The organism is Brevundimonas sp. SPF441 (assembly GCF_009661015.1).
Lineage (GTDB): Bacteria > Pseudomonadota > Alphaproteobacteria > Caulobacterales > Caulobacteraceae > Brevundimonas > Brevundimonas vesicularis.
This window is the reverse complement of sequence record NZ_WJWX01000007.1, coordinates 94,394-117,051: the sequence shown is the minus strand read 5'-3', so window position 1 is coordinate 117,051 and position 22,658 is coordinate 94,394. Positions and strand designations below refer to the sequence as shown.

21 protein-coding genes and 2 tRNA genes are annotated in these 22,658 nt (G+C 65.9%); 13 read left to right on the top strand and 10 right to left on the bottom strand.

Going from position 1 to position 22,658, the window contains the following annotated elements:
* From GGC30_RS06570 to GGC30_RS06560, 3 genes are all read right to left on the bottom strand, one after another.
* A partial coding sequence (locus tag GGC30_RS06570) for a GTP-binding protein (protein WP_153923189.1) occupies nt 1–590 on the bottom strand: 590 nt, incomplete at its 3' end.
* Between the two features lie 63 nt (nt 591–653).
* Nucleotides 654–727, bottom strand: a tRNA-Gly gene (locus GGC30_RS06565).
* A gap of 81 nt (nt 728–808) precedes the next feature.
* Nucleotides 809–892 (bottom strand) — tRNA-Tyr (locus GGC30_RS06560).
* A gap of 149 nt (nt 893–1,041) precedes the next feature.
* On the opposite strand from GGC30_RS06560, the gene rlmB reads away from it, so the two are divergent.
* From rlmB to GGC30_RS06545, 3 genes are read left to right on the top strand one after another with little or no spacing between them, the layout of a single operon-like run.
* On the top strand, nt 1,042–1,926 hold the full coding sequence (gene rlmB, locus GGC30_RS06555; protein WP_370451909.1) for a 23S rRNA (guanosine(2251)-2'-O)-methyltransferase RlmB: 885 nt from the start codon (nt 1,042–1,044) through the stop codon (nt 1,924–1,926).
* A 31-nt stretch (nt 1,927–1,957) separates the two neighbouring features.
* Entirely contained in the window at nt 1,958–2,764 is an 807-nt protein-coding gene (locus GGC30_RS06550; RefSeq protein WP_153923188.1) for a TerC family protein, read from the top strand.
* Nucleotides 2,761–3,099, top strand: a complete 339-nt coding sequence (locus GGC30_RS06545) for a rhodanese-like domain-containing protein (protein WP_153923187.1) — start codon at nt 2,761–2,763, stop codon at nt 3,097–3,099. Before GGC30_RS06550 ends, GGC30_RS06545 begins: the two co-directional genes overlap by 4 nt.
* Here GGC30_RS06545 and GGC30_RS06540 read toward each other — a convergent pair whose 3' ends face one another.
* From GGC30_RS06540 to GGC30_RS06525, 4 genes are read right to left on the bottom strand one after another with little or no spacing between them, the layout of a single operon-like run.
* Nucleotides 3,100–3,813 (bottom strand): 2OG-Fe(II) oxygenase family protein, encoded by a 714-nt coding sequence (locus GGC30_RS06540; protein ID WP_153923186.1) that lies wholly within the window; start codon nt 3,811–3,813, stop codon nt 3,100–3,102.
* Nucleotides 3,814–3,830: 17 nt separating this feature from the next.
* On the bottom strand, nt 3,831–5,534 hold the full coding sequence (gene metG / locus GGC30_RS06535) for a methionine--tRNA ligase (protein WP_153923185.1): 1,704 nt from the start codon (nt 5,532–5,534) through the stop codon (nt 3,831–3,833).
* Between the two features lie 54 nt (nt 5,535–5,588).
* Entirely contained in the window at nt 5,589–6,947 is a 1,359-nt protein-coding gene (locus tag GGC30_RS06530) for an MATE family efflux transporter (RefSeq protein WP_370451907.1), read from the bottom strand.
* Between the two features lie 51 nt (nt 6,948–6,998).
* Nucleotides 6,999–7,397 (bottom strand): DUF1489 family protein, encoded by a 399-nt coding sequence (locus GGC30_RS06525; protein WP_045810585.1) that lies wholly within the window; start codon nt 7,395–7,397, stop codon nt 6,999–7,001.
* A 104-nt stretch (nt 7,398–7,501) separates the two neighbouring features.
* On the opposite strand from GGC30_RS06525, the gene GGC30_RS06520 reads away from it, so the two are divergent.
* Nucleotides 7,502–7,792: a putative quinol monooxygenase gene (locus GGC30_RS06520; RefSeq protein ID WP_153923184.1), complete on the top strand. Its 291-nt coding sequence runs from the start codon at nt 7,502–7,504 to the stop codon at nt 7,790–7,792.
* Here the strand turns inward: GGC30_RS06520 and GGC30_RS06515 are convergent.
* Nucleotides 7,789–9,747: a biotin carboxylase N-terminal domain-containing protein gene (locus GGC30_RS06515; RefSeq protein ID WP_153923183.1), complete on the bottom strand. Its 1,959-nt coding sequence runs from the start codon at nt 9,745–9,747 to the stop codon at nt 7,789–7,791. The two genes, GGC30_RS06520 and GGC30_RS06515, sit on opposite strands and share 4 nt — an antisense overlap.
* A gap of 87 nt (nt 9,748–9,834) precedes the next feature.
* Between GGC30_RS06515 and GGC30_RS06510 the strand changes: the two genes are divergently transcribed.
* Nucleotides 9,835–10,446: a TIGR02466 family protein gene (locus tag GGC30_RS06510; RefSeq protein WP_153923182.1), complete on the top strand. Its 612-nt coding sequence runs from the start codon at nt 9,835–9,837 to the stop codon at nt 10,444–10,446.
* A 35-nt stretch (nt 10,447–10,481) separates the two neighbouring features.
* On the opposite strand, the gene GGC30_RS06505 is transcribed toward GGC30_RS06510, so the two are convergent.
* Together GGC30_RS06505 and GGC30_RS06500 are read right to left on the bottom strand one after the other, a co-directional pair.
* Complete coding sequence (locus tag GGC30_RS06505; RefSeq protein ID WP_153923181.1) at nt 10,482–11,381, bottom strand: enoyl-CoA hydratase-related protein; 900 nt, start codon at nt 11,379–11,381, stop codon at nt 10,482–10,484.
* 50 nt (nt 11,382–11,431) lie between these two features.
* Nucleotides 11,432–13,024, bottom strand: a complete 1,593-nt coding sequence (locus GGC30_RS06500) for a carboxyl transferase domain-containing protein (protein WP_153923180.1) — start codon at nt 13,022–13,024, stop codon at nt 11,432–11,434.
* Nucleotides 13,025–13,243: 219 nt separating this feature from the next.
* Between GGC30_RS06500 and rpsF the strand changes: the two genes are divergently transcribed.
* The 8 genes from rpsF (at nt 13,244) to GGC30_RS06460 (ending at nt 22,654) form a co-directional block, all read left to right on the top strand.
* Entirely contained in the window at nt 13,244–13,630 is a 387-nt protein-coding gene (gene rpsF, locus GGC30_RS06495) for a 30S ribosomal protein S6 (RefSeq protein WP_026108635.1), read from the top strand.
* A gap of 12 nt (nt 13,631–13,642) precedes the next feature.
* Complete coding sequence (rpsR, locus tag GGC30_RS06490) at nt 13,643–13,921, top strand: 30S ribosomal protein S18 (RefSeq protein WP_008259463.1); 279 nt, start codon at nt 13,643–13,645, stop codon at nt 13,919–13,921.
* Between the two features lies 1 nt (nt 13,922).
* A complete protein-coding gene (gene rplI / locus GGC30_RS06485; RefSeq protein ID WP_055754943.1) occupies nt 13,923–14,507 on the top strand; it encodes a 50S ribosomal protein L9 in 585 nt (194 codons plus the stop codon).
* Nucleotides 14,508–14,837: 330 nt separating this feature from the next.
* Entirely contained in the window at nt 14,838–17,294 is a 2,457-nt protein-coding gene (locus GGC30_RS06480; protein WP_153923179.1) for a TonB-dependent siderophore receptor, read from the top strand.
* A 343-nt stretch (nt 17,295–17,637) separates the two neighbouring features.
* Nucleotides 17,638–20,061 carry a TonB-dependent siderophore receptor gene (locus GGC30_RS06475; protein ID WP_153923178.1) on the top strand — a complete coding sequence of 808 codons (2,424 nt, stop codon included), beginning with the start codon at nt 17,638–17,640 and terminating at the stop codon, nt 20,059–20,061.
* A 160-nt stretch (nt 20,062–20,221) separates the two neighbouring features.
* Nucleotides 20,222–20,587 (top strand): hypothetical protein, encoded by a 366-nt coding sequence (locus tag GGC30_RS06470; protein WP_153923177.1) that lies wholly within the window; start codon nt 20,222–20,224, stop codon nt 20,585–20,587.
* Between the two features lie 177 nt (nt 20,588–20,764).
* Complete coding sequence (locus tag GGC30_RS06465) at nt 20,765–21,052, top strand: hypothetical protein (RefSeq protein ID WP_153923176.1); 288 nt, start codon at nt 20,765–20,767, stop codon at nt 21,050–21,052.
* Nucleotides 21,053–21,163: 111 nt separating this feature from the next.
* The gene (locus GGC30_RS06460) at nt 21,164–22,654 is read left to right on the top strand and encodes a replicative DNA helicase (protein WP_055754947.1); all 1,491 of its coding nucleotides are present in this window, start codon (nt 21,164–21,166) and stop codon (nt 22,652–22,654) included.
* Nucleotides 22,655–22,658 lie beyond the last annotated feature (4 nt).

The window sequence follows — 22,658 nt, the reverse complement described above, 5'->3', positions numbered from 1 at the left end:
GTTTCCATCAGGGCCAGAACGCGCTGTTCGCCGATTTCCGGGTTCACGCCGTCGGTCGCGGCCTTGGCCGAACCCTTGGTGATCGGAATGTCGTCGCCGGGGAACTGGTACGAGCTCAGCAGCTCGCGCACTTCCATCTCGACCAGCTCGAGCAGCTCTTCGTCGTCGACCAGGTCGACCTTGTTCATGAAGACCACCAGGGCCGGCACGCCGACCTGACGCGCCAGCAGGATGTGCTCGCGGGTCTGCGGCATAGGGCCGTCAGCGGCCGACACCACCAGGATCGCGCCATCCATCTGCGCGGCGCCGGTGATCATGTTCTTCACATAGTCGGCGTGGCCGGGGCAGTCGACGTGGGCGTAGTGACGGTTGGCCGTCTCATATTCCACGTGCGCGGTGTTGATCGTGATGCCGCGCGCCTTCTCTTCCGGCGCAGCGTCGATGTCGGCGTAGTTCATCGCCTTCGCGCCGCCGGCCTTCGCCAGCGTCATCGTGATCGCTGCCGTCAACGTCGTCTTGCCGTGGTCAACGTGACCAATCGTGCCGATGTTGCAGTGCGGCTTCGTCCGTTCGAACTTTTCCTTGGCCATGGCCAAACTCCTGATGGCCCGGGTCCGTCAGCGGAGGGGCGCGATGCTGATCTTTTAAAAACCTGGAGCGGGTAGACGGGATCGAACCGACATCCTCAGCTTGGAAGGCTGCTGCACTACCATTGTGCTATACCCGCGCGGAGACTGCGGAAGTTCTTTCGGAACGCCGCAGCCGGTTCCTCTCCGTCGTCCTGATCCGTCGTATCCGTCAAGGCGCGTGGTGGGGGAAGAAGGACTCGAACCTTCGAAGCTTACGCAGGGGATTTACAGTCCCCCCCCTTTGCCACTCGGGACATTCCCCCAGCGCGCCTTGTCGAACCGTCGGACCCCTCGTTTCCGCCCATAAAGAAGCGGGACGAAACAAAAGCCTTCGGCTTGTCGCCTCCTCTAGGATAGAGGGGGCGCCCAGACCCGAAAGCCCTTGGGGCTCCAAATCGGAGGGCGTCTTATAGTGTCGTCGAAATCAGAACGCAACGACCGTAAAAGCGGTAAAAAACCGGTCTTCGGACACCGTCCCGATGGCCCCCGCGACAAGGGCCAAAAGCCCGCTGCGCAAGGGTTTGGCCGGCGCGAGGAAACTCCTCGCCAGCCCCGTTCGCCCGATCGGGGCAAGTCGGACGCCGATAATTTTCTGTGGGGCCGACATCCGGTTTTGGCCGCTCTGGCGAATCCCGCCCGTCGCGGCATGGGTCGTCTGCTGGCCACGGCCGAGCGCGCCGCCGAGATCGAGAACAATGCTCTCGCAAACGGCCATAAGATCGAGGTGGTCGATATCCAGGCCCTGACCCGGATGCTGCCCCCCGGCGCCGTGCATCAGGGGCTGGCCTTCAAGGTCCAGCCGCTGGAAGGCGTGTCGCTGGAAGAGCTGGCCGAGCCGGCTGAGGGCGTCATCGTCATGCTGGATCAGCTGACCGACCCCCAGAACGTCGGCGCCATCTTCCGATCGGCCCTGGCCTTCGGCGCGCGGGGGATCATCGTTCAGGACCGGCATGCTCCGGCCCTCGCCGGCGCCCTGGCCAAGGCGGCCGTCGGCGCCACCGAACGCCTCCCTCATGCGCGCGTCACGAATCTGTCCCGTGCGCTGGAGCGTCTGGCCGATCTGGGCTGGCGGGCGGTCGGCCTGGACGGCATGGGCGAACAGACGCTGGAAGAAGCGCTGGATCATCAGCCGACCGTTCTGGTCATGGGGTCCGAAGGCGACGGCATCCGTCGTCTGGTCGCCGAACACTGCGACGTCCTGGCCAAGATCCCCATGCCGGGCGGATTCGAGAGCCTGAACGTCTCCAATGCGGCGGCGGTTGCGCTTTATGAAGCGGCGCGCGCGCAACGCGGCTGACAGAACGCCGCACCGAGGCTAAGGAGCGGAAATGGAATTCCTATCGTCTCCCGAACTCGCCAGCCAGGCCACGGCCCTGGGCCAGGTCCTGCTGATGGATCTGGTCCTGGCCGGCGACAACGCCGTCGCCGTGGGCCTGGCCGCCGCCGCCCTGCCCCAGGACCAGCGCAAGAAGGCCATTCTGATCGGCCTGGCCGCCGCCGTCGTCATGCGAATCGGCTTTGCGCTGATCACCGTGCAGCTTCTGGCTCTGGTCGGCCTGTTGCTGGCCGGCGGCCTGCTGCTGCTGTGGGTGTGCTGGAAGATGTGGCGCGAACTGCGCGAGCAAGCGACGCACGACCAGGCCGAGGCCGAAAAGGAACTCGAACTGGCCATGAGCATCGAGCACGGCTCTGGACCGTCGCCCGAGGAACTGGGCATCAAGCGCAAGAGCTTCGGCGCCGCCCTGCTTCAGATCATGGTCGCCGACATCACCATGTCGCTGGACAATGTGCTGGCCGTCGCCGGCGCCGCGCACGAACACCCCTGGATCATGGTCTTCGGCCTGGTCCTGTCGATCGCCCTGATGGGCGTCGCCGCCACCTATATCGCCAAGCTTCTGCACCGCTTCAGCTGGATCGGCTATATCGGTCTGGTCGTCGTCCTTTATGTCGCCCTGCACATGATCTGGGACGGCGCTCGCCAAGTAGTGGTCCGCACCGGCCATATGGACGAGTTCAACGCCTCGGCCCCCGCCTTCCTTGAGATCGGTCCCGAGGAAGCGGCCAAACACCTGGGCCAGAAGCGCACCGAGGACAGCCCGACGCCGGCGCCCGCCGAACCGGCGGTCGCACCATGACCGTCGCCACGGTCACCGTCGAAGAAGCCGCCGCCTGGCTGCAGGCGGGCGAAGCAGTGCTGATCGATGTGCGCGAGCCGGACGAGTTCGCCGCCGCCCGCATCGACGGCGCGATCCTGGCCCCGCTCAGCCAGATGCCCGCCGCCTGGGAGGCGCTGGACCTTCCGGCCGACAAGAAGATCATCGTTCAATGCCTGAAGGGCGGCCGCAGCCATCAGGTCTGCGCCTTCGTCGGCCCGACCGGTCCCGACGGCCAGCCGCTGTTCAACCTGACCGGCGGCATCCAGGCCTGGAATGCGGCGGGGCTTCCGGTCGTGTTCGCCGAACAGGACTGATCAGCGACCGCGCAGCCAGCCGGTAACCGAAATCCGGTCCGCCGCCGCCGACAGGGCGACCTGCGTCACCGAATGGGGCGTCGGCACCTTCAGCAGGTTCAGGGTGTTGAAGCGCGGCGTAAAGGCCTCCGCCACATTGCCGTCGGCGCCATGGAAAGCCAGAAGGCCGCCCCACTCGATCCGCCAGACCGGCGTCAGATTCAGCACATAGGCGAAGAAGCGATTCTTGCCCTCGGCGTGATCGTCATGCTCGGTCAGAAAATGGCCGGCGCGATAACGGGTCAGCTGCGCATCGGCTAAGGCGAGCCGCGGCTCGCCTGTCACGTCCCGCATCAAGCCCAGGAAGGCCTCGCCGTTCAGAAAGGCCAACAGATCGGCCCACACCGCCGCCGCCTGCCCCGCCTGGACCAGATCGTAGATTGGGTGATTGTCGTACAGATACTGGAAGTCGGTCTGGGCCGAGGCCTGCACCGCCTGACCCAGCGCCTGTTTCTGATCCGGCGTCAGAGAAGCCAGCCAGGCGGCGGGCAGATCGACATGGCCGGTCCCGCGTCGCGTCACGACGTTGTAGTCGGCGGCCGTCGCCGCGTCGTAGAGCGCTTGCGCGTCAGTCACAGCCAAGACGCCGTCGATCTGCGCCCGCCCCGTGCGCGCCAGCCGCTCGCGAATGACGGCGCGCGCTTCGTCGGTCAGGGGCGTCAGGGTCGGCGTCATCGCTTATCCCCTTCGGATCAGGCGTCCGCGCCGCCGAAGCGTTCGGACCATTCCGCGACCTGGGCGTCCTCGATCTTGGCGAACAACACGCCCTGAGCCTCGACCTTGCCGCCGACAGGCAGACGAGTCAGCAGATCCTCGTCGGCGCCAGGCCAGCTCAGGTCGTCCACCCCAACCGACGCCGCGATCTTGGGCGCGGTGAACGGCAGGATCGGCGCGGCCAGACGCGCGAACAGGGCGACCAGATTCAGCCCCGTGCGCACCCCGACCGCCGCGCGGTCGCGATCGGTCTTCAGCGCCGTCCAGGGCGCCGCGACCTGCAGATACTCGTTGCCCAGCACCCAGGCGGCGCGGATGGCGACGGCGGCCTTTCTGAACTCCATCGCCTCCAGCTGTTCGGTCGCCTCGGCGACGGCGGCCTTGATGTCGGCCTCCAGCTGGATTTCGACCGGTCCGGCCTCGCCGCCCTCGGGCACCACGCCGTCGAACTTGGATTCCGCGAACTTGACGATGCGGTTGACGAAATTGCCCAGCACATCCGCCAGGTCTTTGTTAGTCGAGGCTTGGAAATCCTCCCAGGTGAAGGCCGAATCTGCGTGCTCCGGCCCATAGGCCGTCAGGCGCCAGCGCCAGTAGTCGGCCGGCAGCAGTTCCAGCGCCTGATCCATGAAGACGCCGCGCTTCTGGCTGGTGGAGAACTTGCCGCCGTACCAGTTCAGCCAGTTGAACGCCTTCAGCTGGTCCACCGTCTTCCACGGCTCGCCCGAGCCGATGATGGTCGCGGGGAAGCTGACGGTGTGGAAGGCGACGTTGTCCTTGCCCATGAACTGGACATAGCGAACGTCCTCTGCCCCCTCGTCCAGACGCCACCAGTCACGCCACGACCCGCCCGTCGCCTCGGCCCATTCCTCGGTCGCGGCGATGTATTCGATGGGGGCGTCGAACCAGACGTAGAAGACCTTGTCCTCCATGCCCGGGCGCGGAAAGCCGTCCTTGGTCACCGGCACGCCCCAGGCCAGGTCGCGGGTGATGCCCCGGTCGATCAGCCCCTCGTCCAGATGTTTGTACGCGATGGACTTGGCCAGTTGTTGCCAGCCGGTCTTGCCATCGACCCAGGCGCGGATTTCCGGCTCGATCTTGGTCTGGAGCAGATAGAGGTGACGCGTATCGCGCACCTCAAGGTTTTTGGAGCCCGACACCGACGAATAGGGATCGATCAGGTCGGTCGGGTCCAGCAGGCGTCCGCAGTTGTCGCACTGATCGCCGCGCGCGCCGACATGGCCGCAGTGCGGGCAGGTTCCCTCGACATAGCGGTCGGGCAGGAAGCGGGCGTCGTCGATCGAATAGATCATCCGATCCACCCGCTCCTCGATGAGGCCGTTCTTCTCCAGCGTCTCGGCAAAATGCTGGGTCAGCCGATGGTTCTGCGGGTTCGACGACCGGCCAAACCAGTCGTAGCTCAGGCCGAAGGCCTGACCGGCGGCCTTCTGAATCTCGTGTTGCTCGTCGCAATAGGTGCGCACATCCTGACCGGCCGCGGCGGCGGCCAGTTCGGCCGGGGTGCCGTGTTCGTCGGTGGCGCAGATATAGAGCACCTCATGCCCCTGAGCCCGCTTGAACCGGGCCCAGACGTCGGCCGGCAACATCGAGCCCGCCAGATTCCCCAGGTGCTTGATGCCGTTGATGTAGGGCAGCGCCGAGGTGATGAGGATGCGGGCCATGATCGTCCAGGTGTTCGGGGAAGCGCAGGGATATAGAGCGGTGGCGCGGTTTCCTCAAACGCCTTGCGGCAGACGGCGCGCAATACGGATGAAACGCCCGGTCAGCAGGGTCGAGGACGCCAGGCTGGCGATCACTACCGCCCACACCAGGCCGTTGACGCCCATCTGGTGCGCCAGCACCCAGCCCAGCGGCATCATCACCGCCCCATAGGCGGCGAAATGCATGATGGTGGGCCACCAGACGTCGCCTGCCGCGCGGTTGGCCTGGGCCGCCACGACCTGAATGCCGTCCGCCACAAAGAACAGCGTCGCCAGCACCAGGGCCGGCGCCGCGATGGCCAGCAGGGCCGGGTCGCGATTGTAGGCGCCGACGATCAGATGGGCGCTGGGCCAGACCAGCAGGGCGACCACCAAGGTCAGGGCCGTCACGACGCCCAGCCCGACCAGCCCGGCGCGCATCACCCCTCGCCCGTCGCCGGCGCCATAGCTGCGGCCCACCAGCACCGCCGTCGCCGACGACAGCCCCATCGGCAGCATGAAGACGATGGCCGAGACGTTGAGCACAACCGCCCAGGCCGCCGTCTCCGCCGTACCGATCTGACCGGCGAAGAAGGTGAAGCCCGAGAAGGCCCCGACCTCGATGAAGTAGGAGGCCCCGGCGCCCAGGCCGACCTTGACCTGTTCGCGCGCGGCCTTGGGATCGCGCTCGGGCTTGTCGAAGATGCCCAGCGCCCGCGCCTCGGGCAGACGCAGGATGTAGATCACCAGAAAGATCGCCAGCGCCGCCCGCGCCCCGAACGTCGCCCAGGCCGAGGCGAAGGCGCCGTCGAAGCCGAAGCCGAGCAGGTCCGGGACCAGCACGATGTTCAGCACCAGATTGACCCCGTTCGCCACCCACATGGCCACCATGCCGGGCTTGGGCCGGCCCAGAGCCTCCAGGAAGAACTGGCCCGTCACCGAGATCAGATAGAAGGGCATGGACAGGGCGAACACCACCAGGGCAGGCCCCGCGCCCTCCGCCAGACCGTCCTCCAGCCCCAGCTTGGCCAGTCCCCACGGGCCAATGGCGATCAGGGCGATCATCGACACGACGCCGATCTGCAACGAATAGGTCAGGCCGCGACGCAGCACCGAGCCGACCGCGTGCCGACGCCCCTCGCCCAGCATCCGCGCCGTCATCACCTGCACGCCCAGCATCAGGCCCACCGCCGTCGTCACCACGATCGACGTCGGCGCCCAGGCCAGAGAATGGAACGCCAGTTCCTGGCTGGAATAGTTGCCCACCACGATGGCGTCGGTCAGCCCCATGGTCATGATGCCGATGCGCGCCAGGATCACCGGCCATGCCAGGTTCAGCAGGTCGCGGAAGGCGGTACGGGTCTGGGGGCTGAGCGCGATCATCGGACGCGGCACAGGCCACGCCGACTCGCCGGGGTCAACTCCCAAAAACTTTGAGGGCTTGGCCTACCAGGCGCCCAGTTCGCGCAGCTGACGCACCAGTTCTTCCGGAGCCTCGCCAGCGTCGAGGTCGGTCAGATCGACCGGCGCATCTTTTGGCTCGAAATATCGCCAACCCTGGAAGGGACGCCGAGCCATGGGCGCGGTGCGGATGACCTTGGGTTCGAGCGTGATCTCGCATCGGCTCTGCTTGCCCTCGCCCAAGGTTGTGATGTCCAGCACCGGCTGTCGACAGACGATCGTTCCCTTCACCACCCAGTAAAGCGAGCCGCCGTCCTCGATCTCGGTCGCCCGTTTCGGTGTCATTCGCGTATGAACCACCAGCGGCCCGCCCTTGGCGGCGCGGGTTTCCAGCCATTCGACGTCCGGCACCCCGACGCCCAGCTTGATCATGTGAAGCGGCATGGCGACCACGTAGTGCCCCTTAAACGCATTGGCCAGATTCTTAATCTTAGAGGGCTAACCATCGGCTCGCGCCGCTCAGTTCGCCCAGCGCCTTTAGGACCAGTATGTACGGATTGATTACCCGCCTGACGGCCCATCCCGGCCGCCGCGACGAACTGGGCCTCTGCCTGCTGGATCCCAATGTGAAGCGACCGGGCTGCCACAGCTACGTCGTGGCGCACGATGTGAATGACGCCGACGCCCTGTGGGTCACCGAGGTGTGGATGAGCAAGGCGACGCACGACGCCTGGTCGGCCAGCATCCGCGAGACAGGCGTCATGCGACCCGCCCTGGCTCTCATCGCCACCTTTGGCGACACCGTCTTCACCCGCCCCATCGGCGGCGTGGGGCTTTAGTTCGCCTTCACCACCGCCAGCACGGCCGCCTCGACGACCTGCTCGCCAAGAGACGCGACGCTTTCCACCACGCCGTCGAACGGCGCGGTCAGGGCGTGTTCCATCTTCATGGCTTCCAGCACCACGACCGGCTGGCCCTTCGTCACCGCATCGCCGGCCTTGACCGGCGTAGCCACGATCTTGCCCGGCATGGGCGCGCGCAGCGAACCATCCGACACCGCGCCCGCGCCTGAACCCACGGCGGCGCGATAGGGCGTGACGCGACGCGCCTCGCCATCGACGAACAGGACGAACCCGTCATCGACGGCCTGATAGCCGAACAGGCGATCCCCCGCCTGAACCTGGTCGAACCCGACGTGGGCCAGTTCTCCTTGAGAACCGCGCCAGCCCGTTTCGACCGGCGTCACCGCAGCGGACACGCCCTGACCGTCGACATGGGCCCAGACGGTCGTCTGCGCCGGCGCATTCAGACGCACGCCATAGGACAGGCCTGGCTGGCCGCCCCAAGGGCTGAACCGGTCCGAACGCGCCTCGACCGCATCCGCCGCTGCTTCCGCAATCAGGGTCAGAGCCGCCAGCGTCGCTTCGTCGGAAGGCTGCGGCTGCAAAGCCTCCTCCGCCGCGATGAAGCCAGTGTCCACGTCGCCTGCGACGAAGCGCGGATGCTCCAGGCAGCGTTTCAGGAAGCCGGCGTTGGCCTTGACCGGCCAGACCTCGACCTCGCCCGCCGCCTCGGCCAGACGCGCCGCCGCCGCCTCGCGCGTGTCTTCATGCACGATCAGCTTGGCGATCATCGGGTCGTAGAACTGGCTGACCTCGCCGCCCTGCTCCACGCCGGTATCGACGCGGATGCCTTCAGGCATGACGAAATGCTCCAGCTTGCCGATGGAAGGCAGGAAGCCGTTGACGGGATCCTCGGCATACAGCCGCGCCTCCATGGCCCAGCCGTTCAGCTGGATCTCGGCCTGCTTCAGGGGGACCGGCTCGCCCGCTGCGACGCGGAACTGCCATTCGACCAGATCGACGCCCGTCACGCTTTCGGTCACGGGATGCTCGACCTGCAGCCGGGTGTTCATCTCCATGAACCAGACGCCGTCCGCCTTCAGCCCGTCCGAGGCGTCGGCGATGAACTCGATCGTCCCGGCCCCGACGTAGTTCACGGCCTTGGCCGCCTTGATCGCGGCCCCGGTCACGGCGGCGCGCACGGCATCGCTCATGCCCGGCGCCGGCGCCTCCTCGATCACCTTCTGGTGGCGGCGTTGCAGCGAACAGTCGCGCTCATACAAGTGGACGACCTCGCCGTGCCTGTCGCCAAACACCTGCACCTCGATATGGCGCGGACGGGTAATATAGCGTTCGATCAGCACCCGGTCGTCGCCGAACGCCGCAGCCCCCTCGCGCTTGGCGCTGGCCAGACCGGCGGCGAAATCGGCCGGATCATCGACCCGTTTCATACCCTTGCCGCCGCCGCCCGCGACCGCCTTGATCAGCACCGGATAGCCGATCCGCGCCGCCTCGGCCGTCAGGGTCTCTTCCGATTGGTCCGCGCCCTGATAGCCGGGCGTCACCGGCACCCCGGCCTGGATCATCAGCTCCTTGGCCGCGTCCTTCAGACCCATGGCGCGAATCGAGGACGGGTCCGGCCCGATCCAGATCAGGCCCGCCGCCGCGACCGCCTCGGCGAAGTCGGCGTTCTCGCTCAGGAAGCCATATCCGGGGTGGATCGCCTCTGCGCCGGTCGCCTTGGCCGCCGCCAACACCTTGGCGCCGTCCAGATAGGATTCGCGCGCCGCCGCCGGTCCGATCAGCACCGCCTCGTCGGCCTCGCGCACATGCAGGGCGTTGGCGTCCGCCTCGGAATAGACGGCGATGGTGCGAATCCCCATCCGCTTGGCGGTGCGGAAGACACGGCAGGCGATTTCGCCGCGATTGGCGACAAGGACGGACTTGAACATGAAGCGGTCTTAGCCGGATCGTGCGCATCAGGCGAGAGGCAGAGCACGACCCTTCTCACGCGACGCGGCAGGCGTTAAGCCCCTCCGATGTCCCTGCGCCCCCTCTTCGTCACCCAGGTCTATGAAGCCTCCCTCGCCGAAGGGCGTGGCTGGTCCGACTTCAACGCACAGCTGATCGACGTCATCCGGATGATGGCCGAGGAGGATGAGGCCGGCCGCCGGTGGTGCAAGGCCAACGCCTATCGCGGCTATACCTCCTACGGATCGCTGAACGACCTGCCCAAGCGATTCCCCGAGTTCGCCGAGCTGAAGCGCCATCTGGATCGTCATGCCGTCGCCTACGCCAAGGCGCTGAACTTCGACCTGGCCCGCAAACCCCGCCTCGACAATCTGTGGGTCAACATCCTGAAGCCGGGCGGCGGCCATACGGGTCACATCCACCCGCACGCCTTCCTGTCGGGCACCGTCTATATCGACGTGCCAGACGGCGCCTCATCGCTAAAGCTGGAAGATCCCCGCCTGCCCTTCATGATGGCCCGACCGTCGGTGACGGATGAGGCGAGCGAGGCCGAGCGGCCGTTCGTCTATCTGCAGCCTCAGGCAGGCACGGTGCTGATGTGGGAAAGCTGGCTGCGGCACGAGGTGCCGACCAATCTGGCCAAGGCCGACCGGATTTCGATCAGCTTCAACTACGCGTGAAATCGGCCGCCGTTTCCGGCGGCCGATCAGTGCAATCAGACCGTCCAGCTGGCCTTGCGCTTTTCCAAGAAGGCGGCGACGCCCTCGCGGCCTTCGTCCGATACGCGGGCGCGGGCGATGCGTTTGGCGGTTTCATCCATCAGACCGTTATCGATCTTGTGGTGCGCGATGTCGTTGACCAGTCGCTTGGCCTCGCCCATCGCGCCCGGCGCATTGTTGGTCAGGCTGTCGCTCAGCATCGAGATGAACTCGTCCACCGATCCTTCGGGCAGCACGAGGTCGATCAGGCCGGCATGGGCGGCGTAGTCGGCGTCGAAGGCGTTGGCGGTCAGGAACAACTGGCGGGCGCGGCGCGCGCCGACAGCCTCGATCACATAGGGAGCGATGGTCGCCGGGATCAGACCCAGCTTGACCTCGGAGAAGGCAAAGCGTGCCCCCTCGACCGCCACCGCCATGTCGCAGGCGGCGACGATGCCCGCTCCGCCGCCCATGGCGTTGCCTTCGACCACCGCCACCGTCAGGGCGGGAATGTCGTGCAGGGCCTTCAGCATTTTCGCCAGGCCCATGGCGTCGTCGCGGTTGTCGCTCTCGGACCAGCCGGCGGCGTCGCGCATCCAGTTCAGATCGGCCCCGGCGCTGAAGGTGCCGCCCGCCCCCCGAATGAAGACGGCCCGCACCCGGTCCGCGCCGTGCAGCGTTTCGAACGCCTCGTGCAGGGCCGAGATGGTCGCCGCGTCGAAGGCGTTCTTCTTCTGCGGACGGTTGATGGTGACGAAGACGACGCCGTCGGTGGTCGAATCGATCTGCACCAGATCATCGTCGGCGTCCGGCGCCGCATCGGGCACCAGCGGCTGGGCGATGCTGTTGATCTCGGCCGCCTCTGCGTCGGTGACGTCCAGGGCGTTGAGGTCGGCTTCGGTCGGTTGATCGGCCATGGGGGTCTCCAAACTGCGTGTCCGCTCACAACGAGGCGCGGACCAATAGGTTACATCCGGAACAGGCCGAACGTCGTCTCCGGGATGGGGGCGTTCAGGCTGGCGCTGATGGCCAGGCCCAGCACATCACGGGTCTGGGCCGGATCGATGACGCCGTCGTCCCACAGGCGGGCGGTGGCGTAATAGGGATTGCCCTCGTCCTCATACTTCTGGCGGATCGGCGCCTTGAAGGCCTCGGCGTCGTCAGGGGACCAAGTCTCGGCGTCGCGGTGCACGGTGGCCAGCACACTGGCGGCCTGCTCGCCGCCCATGACCCCGATCCGGCTGTTGGGCCAGGTGAACAGGAAGCGCGGCGAATAGGCCCGGCCGCACATGCCGTAGTTTCCGGCTCCGAAGCTCCCGCCGATCAGGACGGTGAACTTGGGCACTTCGGCCGAGGCCACGGCCGTCACCAGTTTGGCGCCGTCCTTGGCGATGCCGCCCGCTTCGTATTTCCCGCCGACCATGAAGCCACTGATGTTTTGCAGGAACAGCAGCGGAATCTTGCGCTTGCAGGCCAGTTCGATGAAGTGCGCGCCCTTCTGGGCGCTTTCGGAAAAGATGACGCCGTTGTTGGCCAGGATGGCGACCGGATAGCCCCAGATGCGCGCGAACCCGCACACCAGGGTCGAGCCGTACAGGCTCTTGAACTCGTCGAACTCCGACCCGTCCACCAGCCGGGCGATGACCTCGCGCACATCATAGGGGGCGCGCACGTCGTCGGGGATAAGGCCGTACAGCTCCTCCGCGTCGAAGGCCGGCGCGCGCGGTTCGCGCACATCCATCTCGACGGCCTTGGTCGTGTTCAGATTGGCGACGATGGAGCGCACGATCTCCAGCGCGTGCTCATCGTTCTCGGCCACATGATCGACCACGCCCGAGCGACGACCGTGGGTCTCCGCCCCGCCCAGTTCCTCCGCCGAGATGACCTCGCCCGTGGCCGCCTTCACCAGCGGCGGGCCGGCCAGGAAGATGGCGCCCTGGTTCCTGACGATGATCGTCTCGTCCGACATGGCCGGCACATAGGCCCCGCCGGCGGTGGACAGGCCCATGACGCAGGCGATCTGGGCGATGCCCTTGGCGCTCATCCGGGCCTGATTGAAGAAGATGCGGCCGAAATGATCGCGGTCGGGAAACACCTCGGCCTGGTGCGGCAGATTGGCCCCGCCGCTATCGACCAGATAGACGCACGGCAGGCGGTTCTGCTCGGCGACTTCTTGGGCGCGCAAGTGCTTTTTGACCGTCATGGGGAAGTAGGCGCCGCCCTTAACCGTCGGGTCGTTGCAGACGATCATGACCTCGCGGCCCGAAACCCGGCCTATGCCCGCGATGACGCCCGCCGCCGGGGCCTCGCCGTCATACATGTCGTGTGCAGCCAGTTGCCCGATCTCCAGGAAGGGCGAGCCGGGATCCAGCAGGCGCTCGACGCGGTCGCGCGGCAACAGCTTGCCGCGAGCGACGTGACGCTCGCGCGATTTGTCCGAGCCGCCGCGCGCGGCCTTGGCCACATGGTTACGCAACTCGGCGACCAGGGCGCTGTTGTGCGCGTGCAGGGACTTGTATTTTTGGCTTTGCGGATCGACCGCGGACGTCAGCTTCGGCATGGGGCTGGTTTAGGCGGGGTCGAGGGGAGCCACAAGCGTCTGCCGCCATCCTTGCTTCCTCGCCCCTTTTCGCCTATAGGCCCCGCCTTTCCAGGGCTTCGGTCCTGTCGCGGAGCACCAAAGGGTTGGACGTTCGGTCCGGCCGCCGCGCCAGGAGCCATCGTGGAGACCGACTTACCCGGTCGTTTCCGCGCCGACGCCCACAAGGGAGACTACCGCATGGCTCTTTACGAGCACACGGTCATGACGCGCCAGGATATCTCGGCGCAACAGGCCGAAGCGCTGAATGACACCATCAAGGATCTGATCGTCGCCGGTGGCGGCTCGGTCGCCAAGATCGAATACTGGGGTCTGCGCAACCTGACCTACCGCGTGAAGAAGAACCGCAAGGCTCACTATTCGCTGCTTGCCGTCGACGCCCCTCCGGCCGCCATGGCCGAAGTCGAGCGTCAGCTGTCGATCAACGAAGACGTGCTGCGCTGGCTGACCGTCCGCGTCGAGGAACTCGACCTGGAACTGTCGCCGCTGCTGGCCCGCCGCGAGCGTGAGCGCGAGCGTGAGCGCGAGCGCACCCCGCGCGACGACGCCGCCGCCGACGCCGAATAAGGAACCCGGAACATGACCGATACCACCGCCCCGACCCCGGGCGCACCGGCGGGCTCCGGCGCCGCCGGCCGCCGCCCCTTCTATCGTCGCCGCAAGGTCTGCCCGTTCTCGGGCGCCAATGCGCCGAAGATCGATTACAAGGACGTCAAGCTGCTGCAGCGTTACGTCTCCGAACGCGGCAAGATCGTGCCTTCGCGCATCACCGCCGTCTCCCAGAAGAAGCAGCGTGAACTGGCCAAGGCCATCAAGCGCGCTCGCTATCTGGCCCTCCTGCCTTACGTGGTGAAGTGAGATGAAGGTCGTTCTGCTTGAACGCGTCGAGAATCTCGGCGCCATCGGCGACGTCGTGTCCGTCAAGGACGGCTTCGCCCGTAACTTCCTTCTGCCGCGCGACAAAGCCCGCCGGGCCACCGCCGCCAACCTGAAGGCGTTCGAACTCGACCGCGCCGCCATCGAGCAGCGCAACGAGAAGAACAAGGCCGACGCACAGAAGGTCGCCGACAAGATCGACGGCCAGACCTACGTCATGATCCGTCAGGCCGGTGAAACCGGTCACCTGTACGGTTCGGTCGCCGGGCGCGACGTCGCCGAGGCCATCCAGGCCGAAGGCGGCAAGGTCGAGCGCTCGCAGGTCGTCCTGAATACGGCGATCAAGAGCCTGGGCGTCCACGAAGTGCCGGTTCGCCTGCACGCCGAGGTCCGCGCCACGGTCAAGATCAACATCGCCCGCTCGATGGACGAGGCCGAGCGCCAAGCCAAGGGCGAGGACGTGATCCGCAGCCAGTTCGACGATGAGCGCCAGGCCGCCGAGCAATCGGCCCAGGAACTGATCGAAGGTGGCGCCGGTCAACAAGAAGGCTTCGGCGACGAAGCCTGATCCGACCGGATCCCAAACGACATCAAGGGCGCGTCTCGCAAGGGACGCGCCCTTTTTGCTGCGCGTGAACGGCATCCACCGCACGGCCGATCGTCACCGTGACCTATGACAAGATTACAACAAAGCCAGATCATTGATCTCTCAAATGGATGTCTAGACATTAAGCTTGCTTGACGTCGTCACATTGCGGTCACAGCCTGCAATTGAGGCCTGCGTTTCGATTATACGCGCAAGATTATTGCGCTTTTCGAGACGCCGACCGAGGGCGACGGCATGACGGCCTGCCGAGCGCCGACACAGAGGGCTGTCGTGCATCGTCGGGGACTATCAATGAAAATCGGATACGGTCGTCAGGCCCTATTGGCCTTTGCCTCCACCAGCGCGCTCTTCATCGCCTCATCGGCGTTCGCCCAGACAACCCCTCCGCCAAGTGAAGCCACCGATGTCGATGAGATCGTCGTCACCGGCACGCGCACCGTTGGGCGCAGCCGGCTCGACAGCGTCGCGCCCGTCGATGTCATCACCGGCGAAACTCTGGCGAAACAGGGCACTGGCACAGAGCTGGCCGCCGCCCTCGCCGCCACCGCCCCGTCCATCAACTTCCCTCGTCCCGCCATTTCCGACGGCTCGGATCACGTTCGTCCGGCAACCCTGCGCGGTCTTGCTCCTGACCAGACCCTTGTCCTGATCAACGGTCAGCGCGGCCATGTCGGCGCCCTGGTCAACGTCAACGGCGCGCTTGGCCGTGGCTCCACAGCCTTCGATCTGAATACGATTCCTTCGATCAGCCTTGGCTCGGTCGAAGTCCTGCGTGACGGCGCTTCGGCGCAGTACGGCGCCGACGCCATCGCCGGCGTCATCAATCTGCGTCTGCGCCAGGCGTCGACCGGCGGCGGCATCACCGCCAACTACGGTATCTACGACACCGACTTCACGACCGCGCGCGGCGAGCACAGCCGCCGCGACGGCGAACAGACCTCGCTCGCCGGCTGGGTCGGCCTGCCCCTGTTTGGCGACGGCTTCCTGACCCTTTCGGGCGAAGTCCAGAAACGCCAGCCCACCAATCGCTCCGACTACGCGGCGACCACTGCGGTCAACGGAGGCAGTGCGACCACCGTCATTGGTCGCTTCGGCGATCCCTATACAGAAGCCTACACCGGCTATTTCAACGCCGGAAAACCGCTTGGCGGCGAATGGGAAGCCTACGCCTTCGGCGGCTATCAAAAGCGCAAGTCCGAGGCTGCGGCGACAGCCCGCGCCTTCAACAACTCCAACAACGTCACCGCCATCTATCCCAATGGCTTCCTGCCGATCATCGCCGCCGACATCGACGACTACAATATATACGGCGGCCTGAAAGGCCCCGCCGCCGGCTTCGACTGGGATATCTCGGTCGGGTACGGCCGAAACGAGTTGGACTATCGCGTCCTGAACTCCCTGAACGCCTCCTATGGCGCCGCGTCTCAGACCCAGTTCGACGCCGGCGGCCTCAGCTACGGTCAACTGACCATCGGCGTGGATGCGGTGAAACAGATCGAAGCGAACCTGTATGAACCGCTCAACGTCGCCTTCGGAGTCGAATACCGACGCGAGGACTTCAGCGTCTCGGAGGGCGAACCGACGTCCTACAACAAGGGGCCGGTCACGGCGGGCGGCGCCGGATCACAGGGCTTCCCCGGCTTTGCGCCATCCAACGCCGTTGATGTCGATCGCAACAACGTCAGCGCCTACATCGATCTGGAAGGCAAGTTCTCGGAGCAGTTCACCGTCGGCGTCGCTGGTCGCTACGAGGACTATTCCGATTTCGGGGATCGGTTCACCGGCAAGATGTCCGCCCGCTACGATTTCACCGACGCCTTCGCCCTGCGCGGCGCGATCTCGACAGGCTTCAAATCGCCGGCCCTGCAGCAACAATACTTCAGCTACGTCGCCACGAACCTGGTGGCGACGGGCGCCGGCGTCGTGCTGCAGCAGAATGGCTCTTATCGGGTCAATGACCCCATCGCCATCGCGCTGGGCGCCAAGCCCCTGGAACCGGAAACCTCGACGAACTATTCGGCGGGCGCGGTCTTCCGCAGCGGCGGTTTCGAACTGACGGTTGATGCCTACCGGATCGAGGTTGATGACCGGATCATCTATTCCGAAACCCTAGGCGTTTCGCGTCCCAGCCAACCTGCCGCATCCACCGCCGCCATCCAGGCGCTGCTCGCGCCGTACGGCGTGACCGGCGCAAGGTTCTTCCTGAACGGCGTCAACACCACGACCAGCGGCGTGGATGTCGTCGGTCGTTATCGTACGACCCAGGATTTCGGCCGGTTCGACTTCACCCTGGCCGGCAACTTCAACAACACCGAGGTCACGCGCACCCCGCCCGTGCCCAGCAATCTGGCCATCGCCCCGGCTGGCGACTTCCTCTTCGACCGCTCTTCCAAACTCTCGTTTGAGCAAGGCACGCCGGAACAGAAGATCGTCGCCAGCGTGGACTGGTCGCTGGGCGACTTCGGTGCGACCTTGAAGGGCACCAGCTACGACAGCGTTCTGGTCGCCAACAACAACGCCACCCTGGACTACGAAACGGGCGACGCGCTGCTGGTGGATCTGGAGGGCCGCTACACCCTACCGTTCGGCGTGTCGCTCGCTGTCGGCGTGAACAACCTGACCGATGAATATCCAACCGCCACGCCGACCAACATCAACGGCGCGACCGGTTCGGTGGGCTACCCAAGCTACTCGCCTTACGGCTTCAACGGCCGCTTCTTCTACGGCCGTCTGAGCTACAACTTCTAAGCCAACTGATATCCCACTCGAATGGGGCGTTCTTCGGAGCGCCCCATTTTGCGTGGCAATAGATTTCCTACTGACTGCCGCAACAAAACATGGCCGCCTGCGTCGATTGACCCGCCGCACCTTCGCCCTGATATGGCCATGACCGCCGGGACCTCCCCGACCTTGCGGTTGGAGAGGCCATGAAGATCACCCCCCGTTTTACGGCTACGCCGCCCGCCATCGCGCGATGTTGCGGCTGAGACCGCACGCCATACCCAATCCCAAGCCGATCATAAAAAGCCCGTCGCGGTTAGCGGCGGCGATGCGCGGTCGCGCCAAAAAACAAACTTTAGGAAATCTCTCAATGCGCTCTCTTTCTCAACGGGCCGCCGCACCGGCCCTGCTCGCCACCGTCTCGACCTTCGCCCTGCTGACCGCCGCCCCGGCCTTTGCTCAAAGCGCCGAACCCGTCGCCGATGAGGCGGCGCAGGTGGACGATATCGTCGTGACCGGCACGCGGGTCCAGAACCGGTCGCGCCTCGACACCCTGGCGCCCGTCGATGTCGTGACGTCCGAGGCGTTGCAGACGCGCGGCACGACCGAGTTCGCCACGGCCCTGGCCCAGGCCGTGCCGTCGCTGACCTTCCAGCGGCCGTCCGCCAACGATGGCTCGGACTCGATCCGCCCGATCACCTTGCGCGGCCTGTCGCCGGACCAGACGCTGGTGCTGGTCAACGGCACGCGTCGCCATGCGTCGGCCCTGGTCAACGTCAACGGCGTGGTGGGGCGCGGGTCGGCCGCCGTCGATCTGAACACCATTCCGACCGGCGCTCTGGACCGGGTTGAGGTGCTGCGCGATGGCGCCTCGGCGCAATACGGCTCGGACGCCATCGCCGGGGTGGTGAACCTGCGCCTGAAGGAGGCCTCCAGCGGCGGCGGCGCCAGCGTGACCTACGGCCAGTATTTCACCACGGTGAAGACCGCGCGCGGAGAACGCGACGAGACCGACGGCGGCACCGTCACGGCCTCGGCCTGGCAAGGGTTCTCACTGGGCGACGACGGCTTTCTGACCCTGTCGGCGGAGTATCTGAACCGCGAGTCGACCAACCGTTCGGACTATGACCCCCGCGCGGCGGCGAACGGCGCGATCACCGCCCGGTTCGGCGACCCGGATGTGGAGCAGTGGACCGTCTTCGCCAACGCCGGCAAGGGCCTGGGCAACGGCTGGGAGGCCTATGGCTGGGCCGGCTATCAGGACCGTGACAGCGAAGGCGCCGCCTTCCCTCGCCTGTCCGACAACGTCAACAATGTCGCCTCGATCTACCCGAACGGCTTCCTGCCGAAGGTCGCCATCAATTCGAAAGACGCCTCGCTGGCCGGCGGCCTGCGCGGCGAACTGGCGGGCTGGAACACAGACATCAGCCTGACCTATGGCCGCAACGCCCTGGACTTCCGCACCGAGGATTCGCTGAACTCCACCTACGGCGCGACTTCGCCGACCAGCTTCGATTCCGGCAGCCTGATCTATGACCAACTGGTGCTGGGCGCCGACTTCAGCCGTGAGTTCGAGGTCGGTCTGTCCGGCGGCCCGCTGAACTTCGCCTGGGGCCTGGAGCAGCGCTGGGAAAACTACAAGATCGAGGCCGGTCAGCCCGAGAGCTACAACCGCGGCCCCCTGGGCGCCAACACGGCCCTGACCGGCGGCGCCCAGGGCTTCGTCGGCTTCCAGCCCTCGAACGCCGTCGATGTTGATCGCGACAACTTCGCCGCCTATGCCGACATTGAAATCCCCCTGACTGACAAGCTGCGTGTCGAGGGCGCCGTTCGGTTCGAGGACTACTCCGATTTCGGCGACACCCAGACGGGCAAGCTGTCGGCCCGCTATGACTTCACACCCAGCTTCGCCCTGCGCGGTTCGGTCTCGACCGCCTTCCGCGCGCCGTCGTTGCAGCAGTCGTATTTCACCTCCACCGCCTCGGTGATCCAGAACGGCGCCGTCGTCGAAACCGGCACATTCCCGGCCACCAGCGCGGTCGCGACGGCTCTTGGCGCGCGTCCGCTGAAGGCTGAGACCTCGACCAACTATTCGGTGGGCGCCGTGGTGCGTCTGGGCCGGTTCGACCTGACGGTCGACGCATACAAGATCGACATCGAAGACCAGATCGTGCTGTCGGAGCTGATCAACCGGACGTTCTCGGGCCAGGTCGCCAGCCTGCTGGATCCGCAAGGCGTCCAGGCCGCGCGCTTCTTCCTGAACGGGGTCTCGACCTCGACCGAAGGCGTGGACATCGTTGGACGCTATCGCCTTCCGACCGATACGCTCGGCGATTTCGACTTCACCGTCGCGGCGAACTTCAACGATGTGTCTGTCAACCGCGTGCCGACGTCCTCCTCGGTTCTGAACCCGGTCCCGACCCTGTTCGCGCGCCAACGCATCCTGACCATCGAAGACGGCACGCCCGACACCAAGGTCTCGGCGTCGGCGGACTGGAGCCGGGACAGGTGGGGCGCCACGGTTCGCGCCACCTACTATGGAGACGTGCTGCAACCCGGCTCGACGGCGGCGAACGACTACAGCACCGGGGCCAAGACGGTCGTGGATCTGGAAGGCCGGTTCCAATTGACCGAGCGCGTGGGCGTGGCGATCGGCGTGGACAATGTGTTCGATGAATATCCGGACTTCGTCCCGGCGTCGCTGAACTCCAACGGCGTTCTGGGCTTCCCCTACTATTCGCCCTTCGGTTTCAACGGCCGCTACGGCTATGCGCGCCTCAGCCTGAAATGGTGAGGTCGGGCTGAACGCCAGCCGGGCAAGGGCGCTCCTCAGAGCGCCCTTTTCCTTGTTCGCATTACGAAATCTTCAGCTTGACCGTTCCGCTTCGCCCCAGTTGCGACACATATCGCCGTTCAACCTGCGCGCTGCCAGAGGGGGCTTTGGAGGGGACCAGATGAAGACCAGATCGATCGCAGCCGGCGTCTTGGCGCTGACGCTTTTCGCCGGCGCGGCCAACGCCATGACGGTTCAGGAATTCCTGACCACCGCCAACGCCATTCCTCAGAACCCCACCGCCCTGCTGCGCTCGGACACCCGGCGCCTGATGGCCGAGTTCCGGGGCGCCGTTCGCACCGTCCGCGCCGAACAGACCCAGGCCAAGGCGGCCGGCCGCCAGCCTGCGACCTGCATGCCCGACAAGGTCAGCGTCTCGCCCAACGCCATCCTGAGCCGTTTCAACGCCATTCCGCAGAGCCGTCGCAACATCAGCGTGACACAGGCCTTCCGCGAATGGATGGCGCACGACTATCCGTGCGCCTGACCACCGATGGTCCGACCCAATGGTATCGGCCGCTCGGTGGCGATATTCGCGTGCGGCAGCCTGCTATTGATCTGCGGGGTCGTCGGGCTTGGCCTATTGGCTCCGGGCGACGGCGTCGTTCCTGCCGCAATGGATCGCCTTTCCCCGCTCGTCCTGGCGGCGATTGGGTTAGCCCTGATGGCTGTTGAAGCGGCCGTCTTCACACTGCTTCCGGCCGAACTTTCTCGGCGGTTCTTCAAGTCAGTCTGGCCCGGTCTGGTGCTCGGAGGCGGCGCCTATATCGTCGGCGTCCATTGGGACAACGGCTGGCTTGGCTTAGCGACGTCGGCCTGGATATGGCTTATCGTGACGGCGGCCTATCTGCTGGATCGGCGGCGATCCCTGCTTCGTGCGGGCATTCAAGCCGTCGGGTTGAAATGGGTCTTCTGGAGCTTTGCGCTGACCAGTCTTGTGTCGGCCTCCTGACGCGCGCCGATTGAGGAATTCCGGTTCGTCCCCAAGGCACCGCGATCTGTCCACGGTCCAGGCGGCGTCCGCGTCTGACGCAGGGGCGTGAGAGGGCTAAAGCGTTAATCGATGAACGCCTTCGCCCCCATGCCCTTCTCGTCGTCTCCGCTGGACTCCGGCGGCGTCAGTTCGATGCCGCACAATCTGGAGGCCGAGCAGGCGCTGCTGGGCTCGCTGATGTTCGACAACGCCGTGTTCGAGCGGTTGAACGACCGGCTGCGCGGCTCGCACTTCTACGAACCCTTCCATCAACGGCTGTTCGACGCGATCGAGGACCATATCCGCCAGGGGCTGCTGGCCGAGCCCACCATCCTGATGGAGCGGTTCAAGCAGGATCCGGCGTTCCAGGAGTTCGGCGGCCTGCGCTATCTCGCCGACCTGGTCGACCGCGCGCCGCCCGCCGCCAACGCCCCCGACTACGCCCGCGTCGTCTATGACCTGGCCCTGCGCCGCGACCTGATCCGCATCGGCGGCGACATGATCAAGGAGGCGCCCAATCCGGAGACGCCCGCTGACGAGCAGATCGAACAGGCCGAACAGACCCTGTATTCGCTGGCCGAGACCGGCAAGCCCTCATCCGGTTTCGTCAGCTTCTCCAACGCCTTGTCCGGCGCCGTTCAGATGGCGGCCGAAGCCTATCAGCGCGAAGGCAAGCTGGCCGGCCTCGCCACCGGCTTGAACGATCTGGACCGCAAACTGGGCGGCCTGCACCCGTCCGACCTGTTGATCCTCGCCGGCCGTCCGTCGATGGGCAAGACGGCGCTCGCGACCAACATGGCCTTCAACGTGGCGCGCGCCTATCAGTGGGAGCCGACACCGGAGGGCCGCAAGACGGTCAACGGCGGCGTGGTCGCCTTCTATTCGCTGGAAATGAGCGCCGAACAGCTGGCGATGCGTATTCTCGCCGATGCGTCCGGCGTGTCGTCGGACAAGCTGCGCAAGGGCGAGATCGACGCTACCGACTTCGGCAAGTTGCGCGACGCCGCGGTCGAGATTGGCGAAAGCCCCCTCTACATCGACGCCACCGGCGGCCTGTCCATCTCCAAGCTGGCGGCCCGCGCGCGCCGCCTGAAGCGCATGGAACATGGGCTGGACCTGATCATCGTCGACTATCTGCAACTGGTCACGACCGGCAACAGCGGCGGCCAGAAGAACCGCGTGCAGGAAGTGTCCGAGATCACCGGCGGCCTGAAGGCCCTGGCCAAGGAACTGTCGGTGCCGATCATCGCCCTGTCGCAGCTGTCGCGTCAGGTGGAACAGCGCGATGACAAACGCCCGCAACTGTCGGACCTTCGTGAATCCGGCTCGATCGAGCAGGACGCCGACTGCGTGATGTTCGTCTATCGCGAAAGCTACTACCTGGGCCGGGCCGAGCCGCGCGAGGGGACCGAGGAACACCTGCAATGGCAGCAGGACATGGACCGCCTGCAAGGCCAGGCCGAGGTCGTCATCGGCAAGCAGCGCCACGGCCCGATCGGCATCGTCAAACTGGCCTTCGACGCCGACACCGTCCGCTTCGGCAACCTGGCGCACGGCTATGAAGAGGTCAGCTACGAGTAGCCTC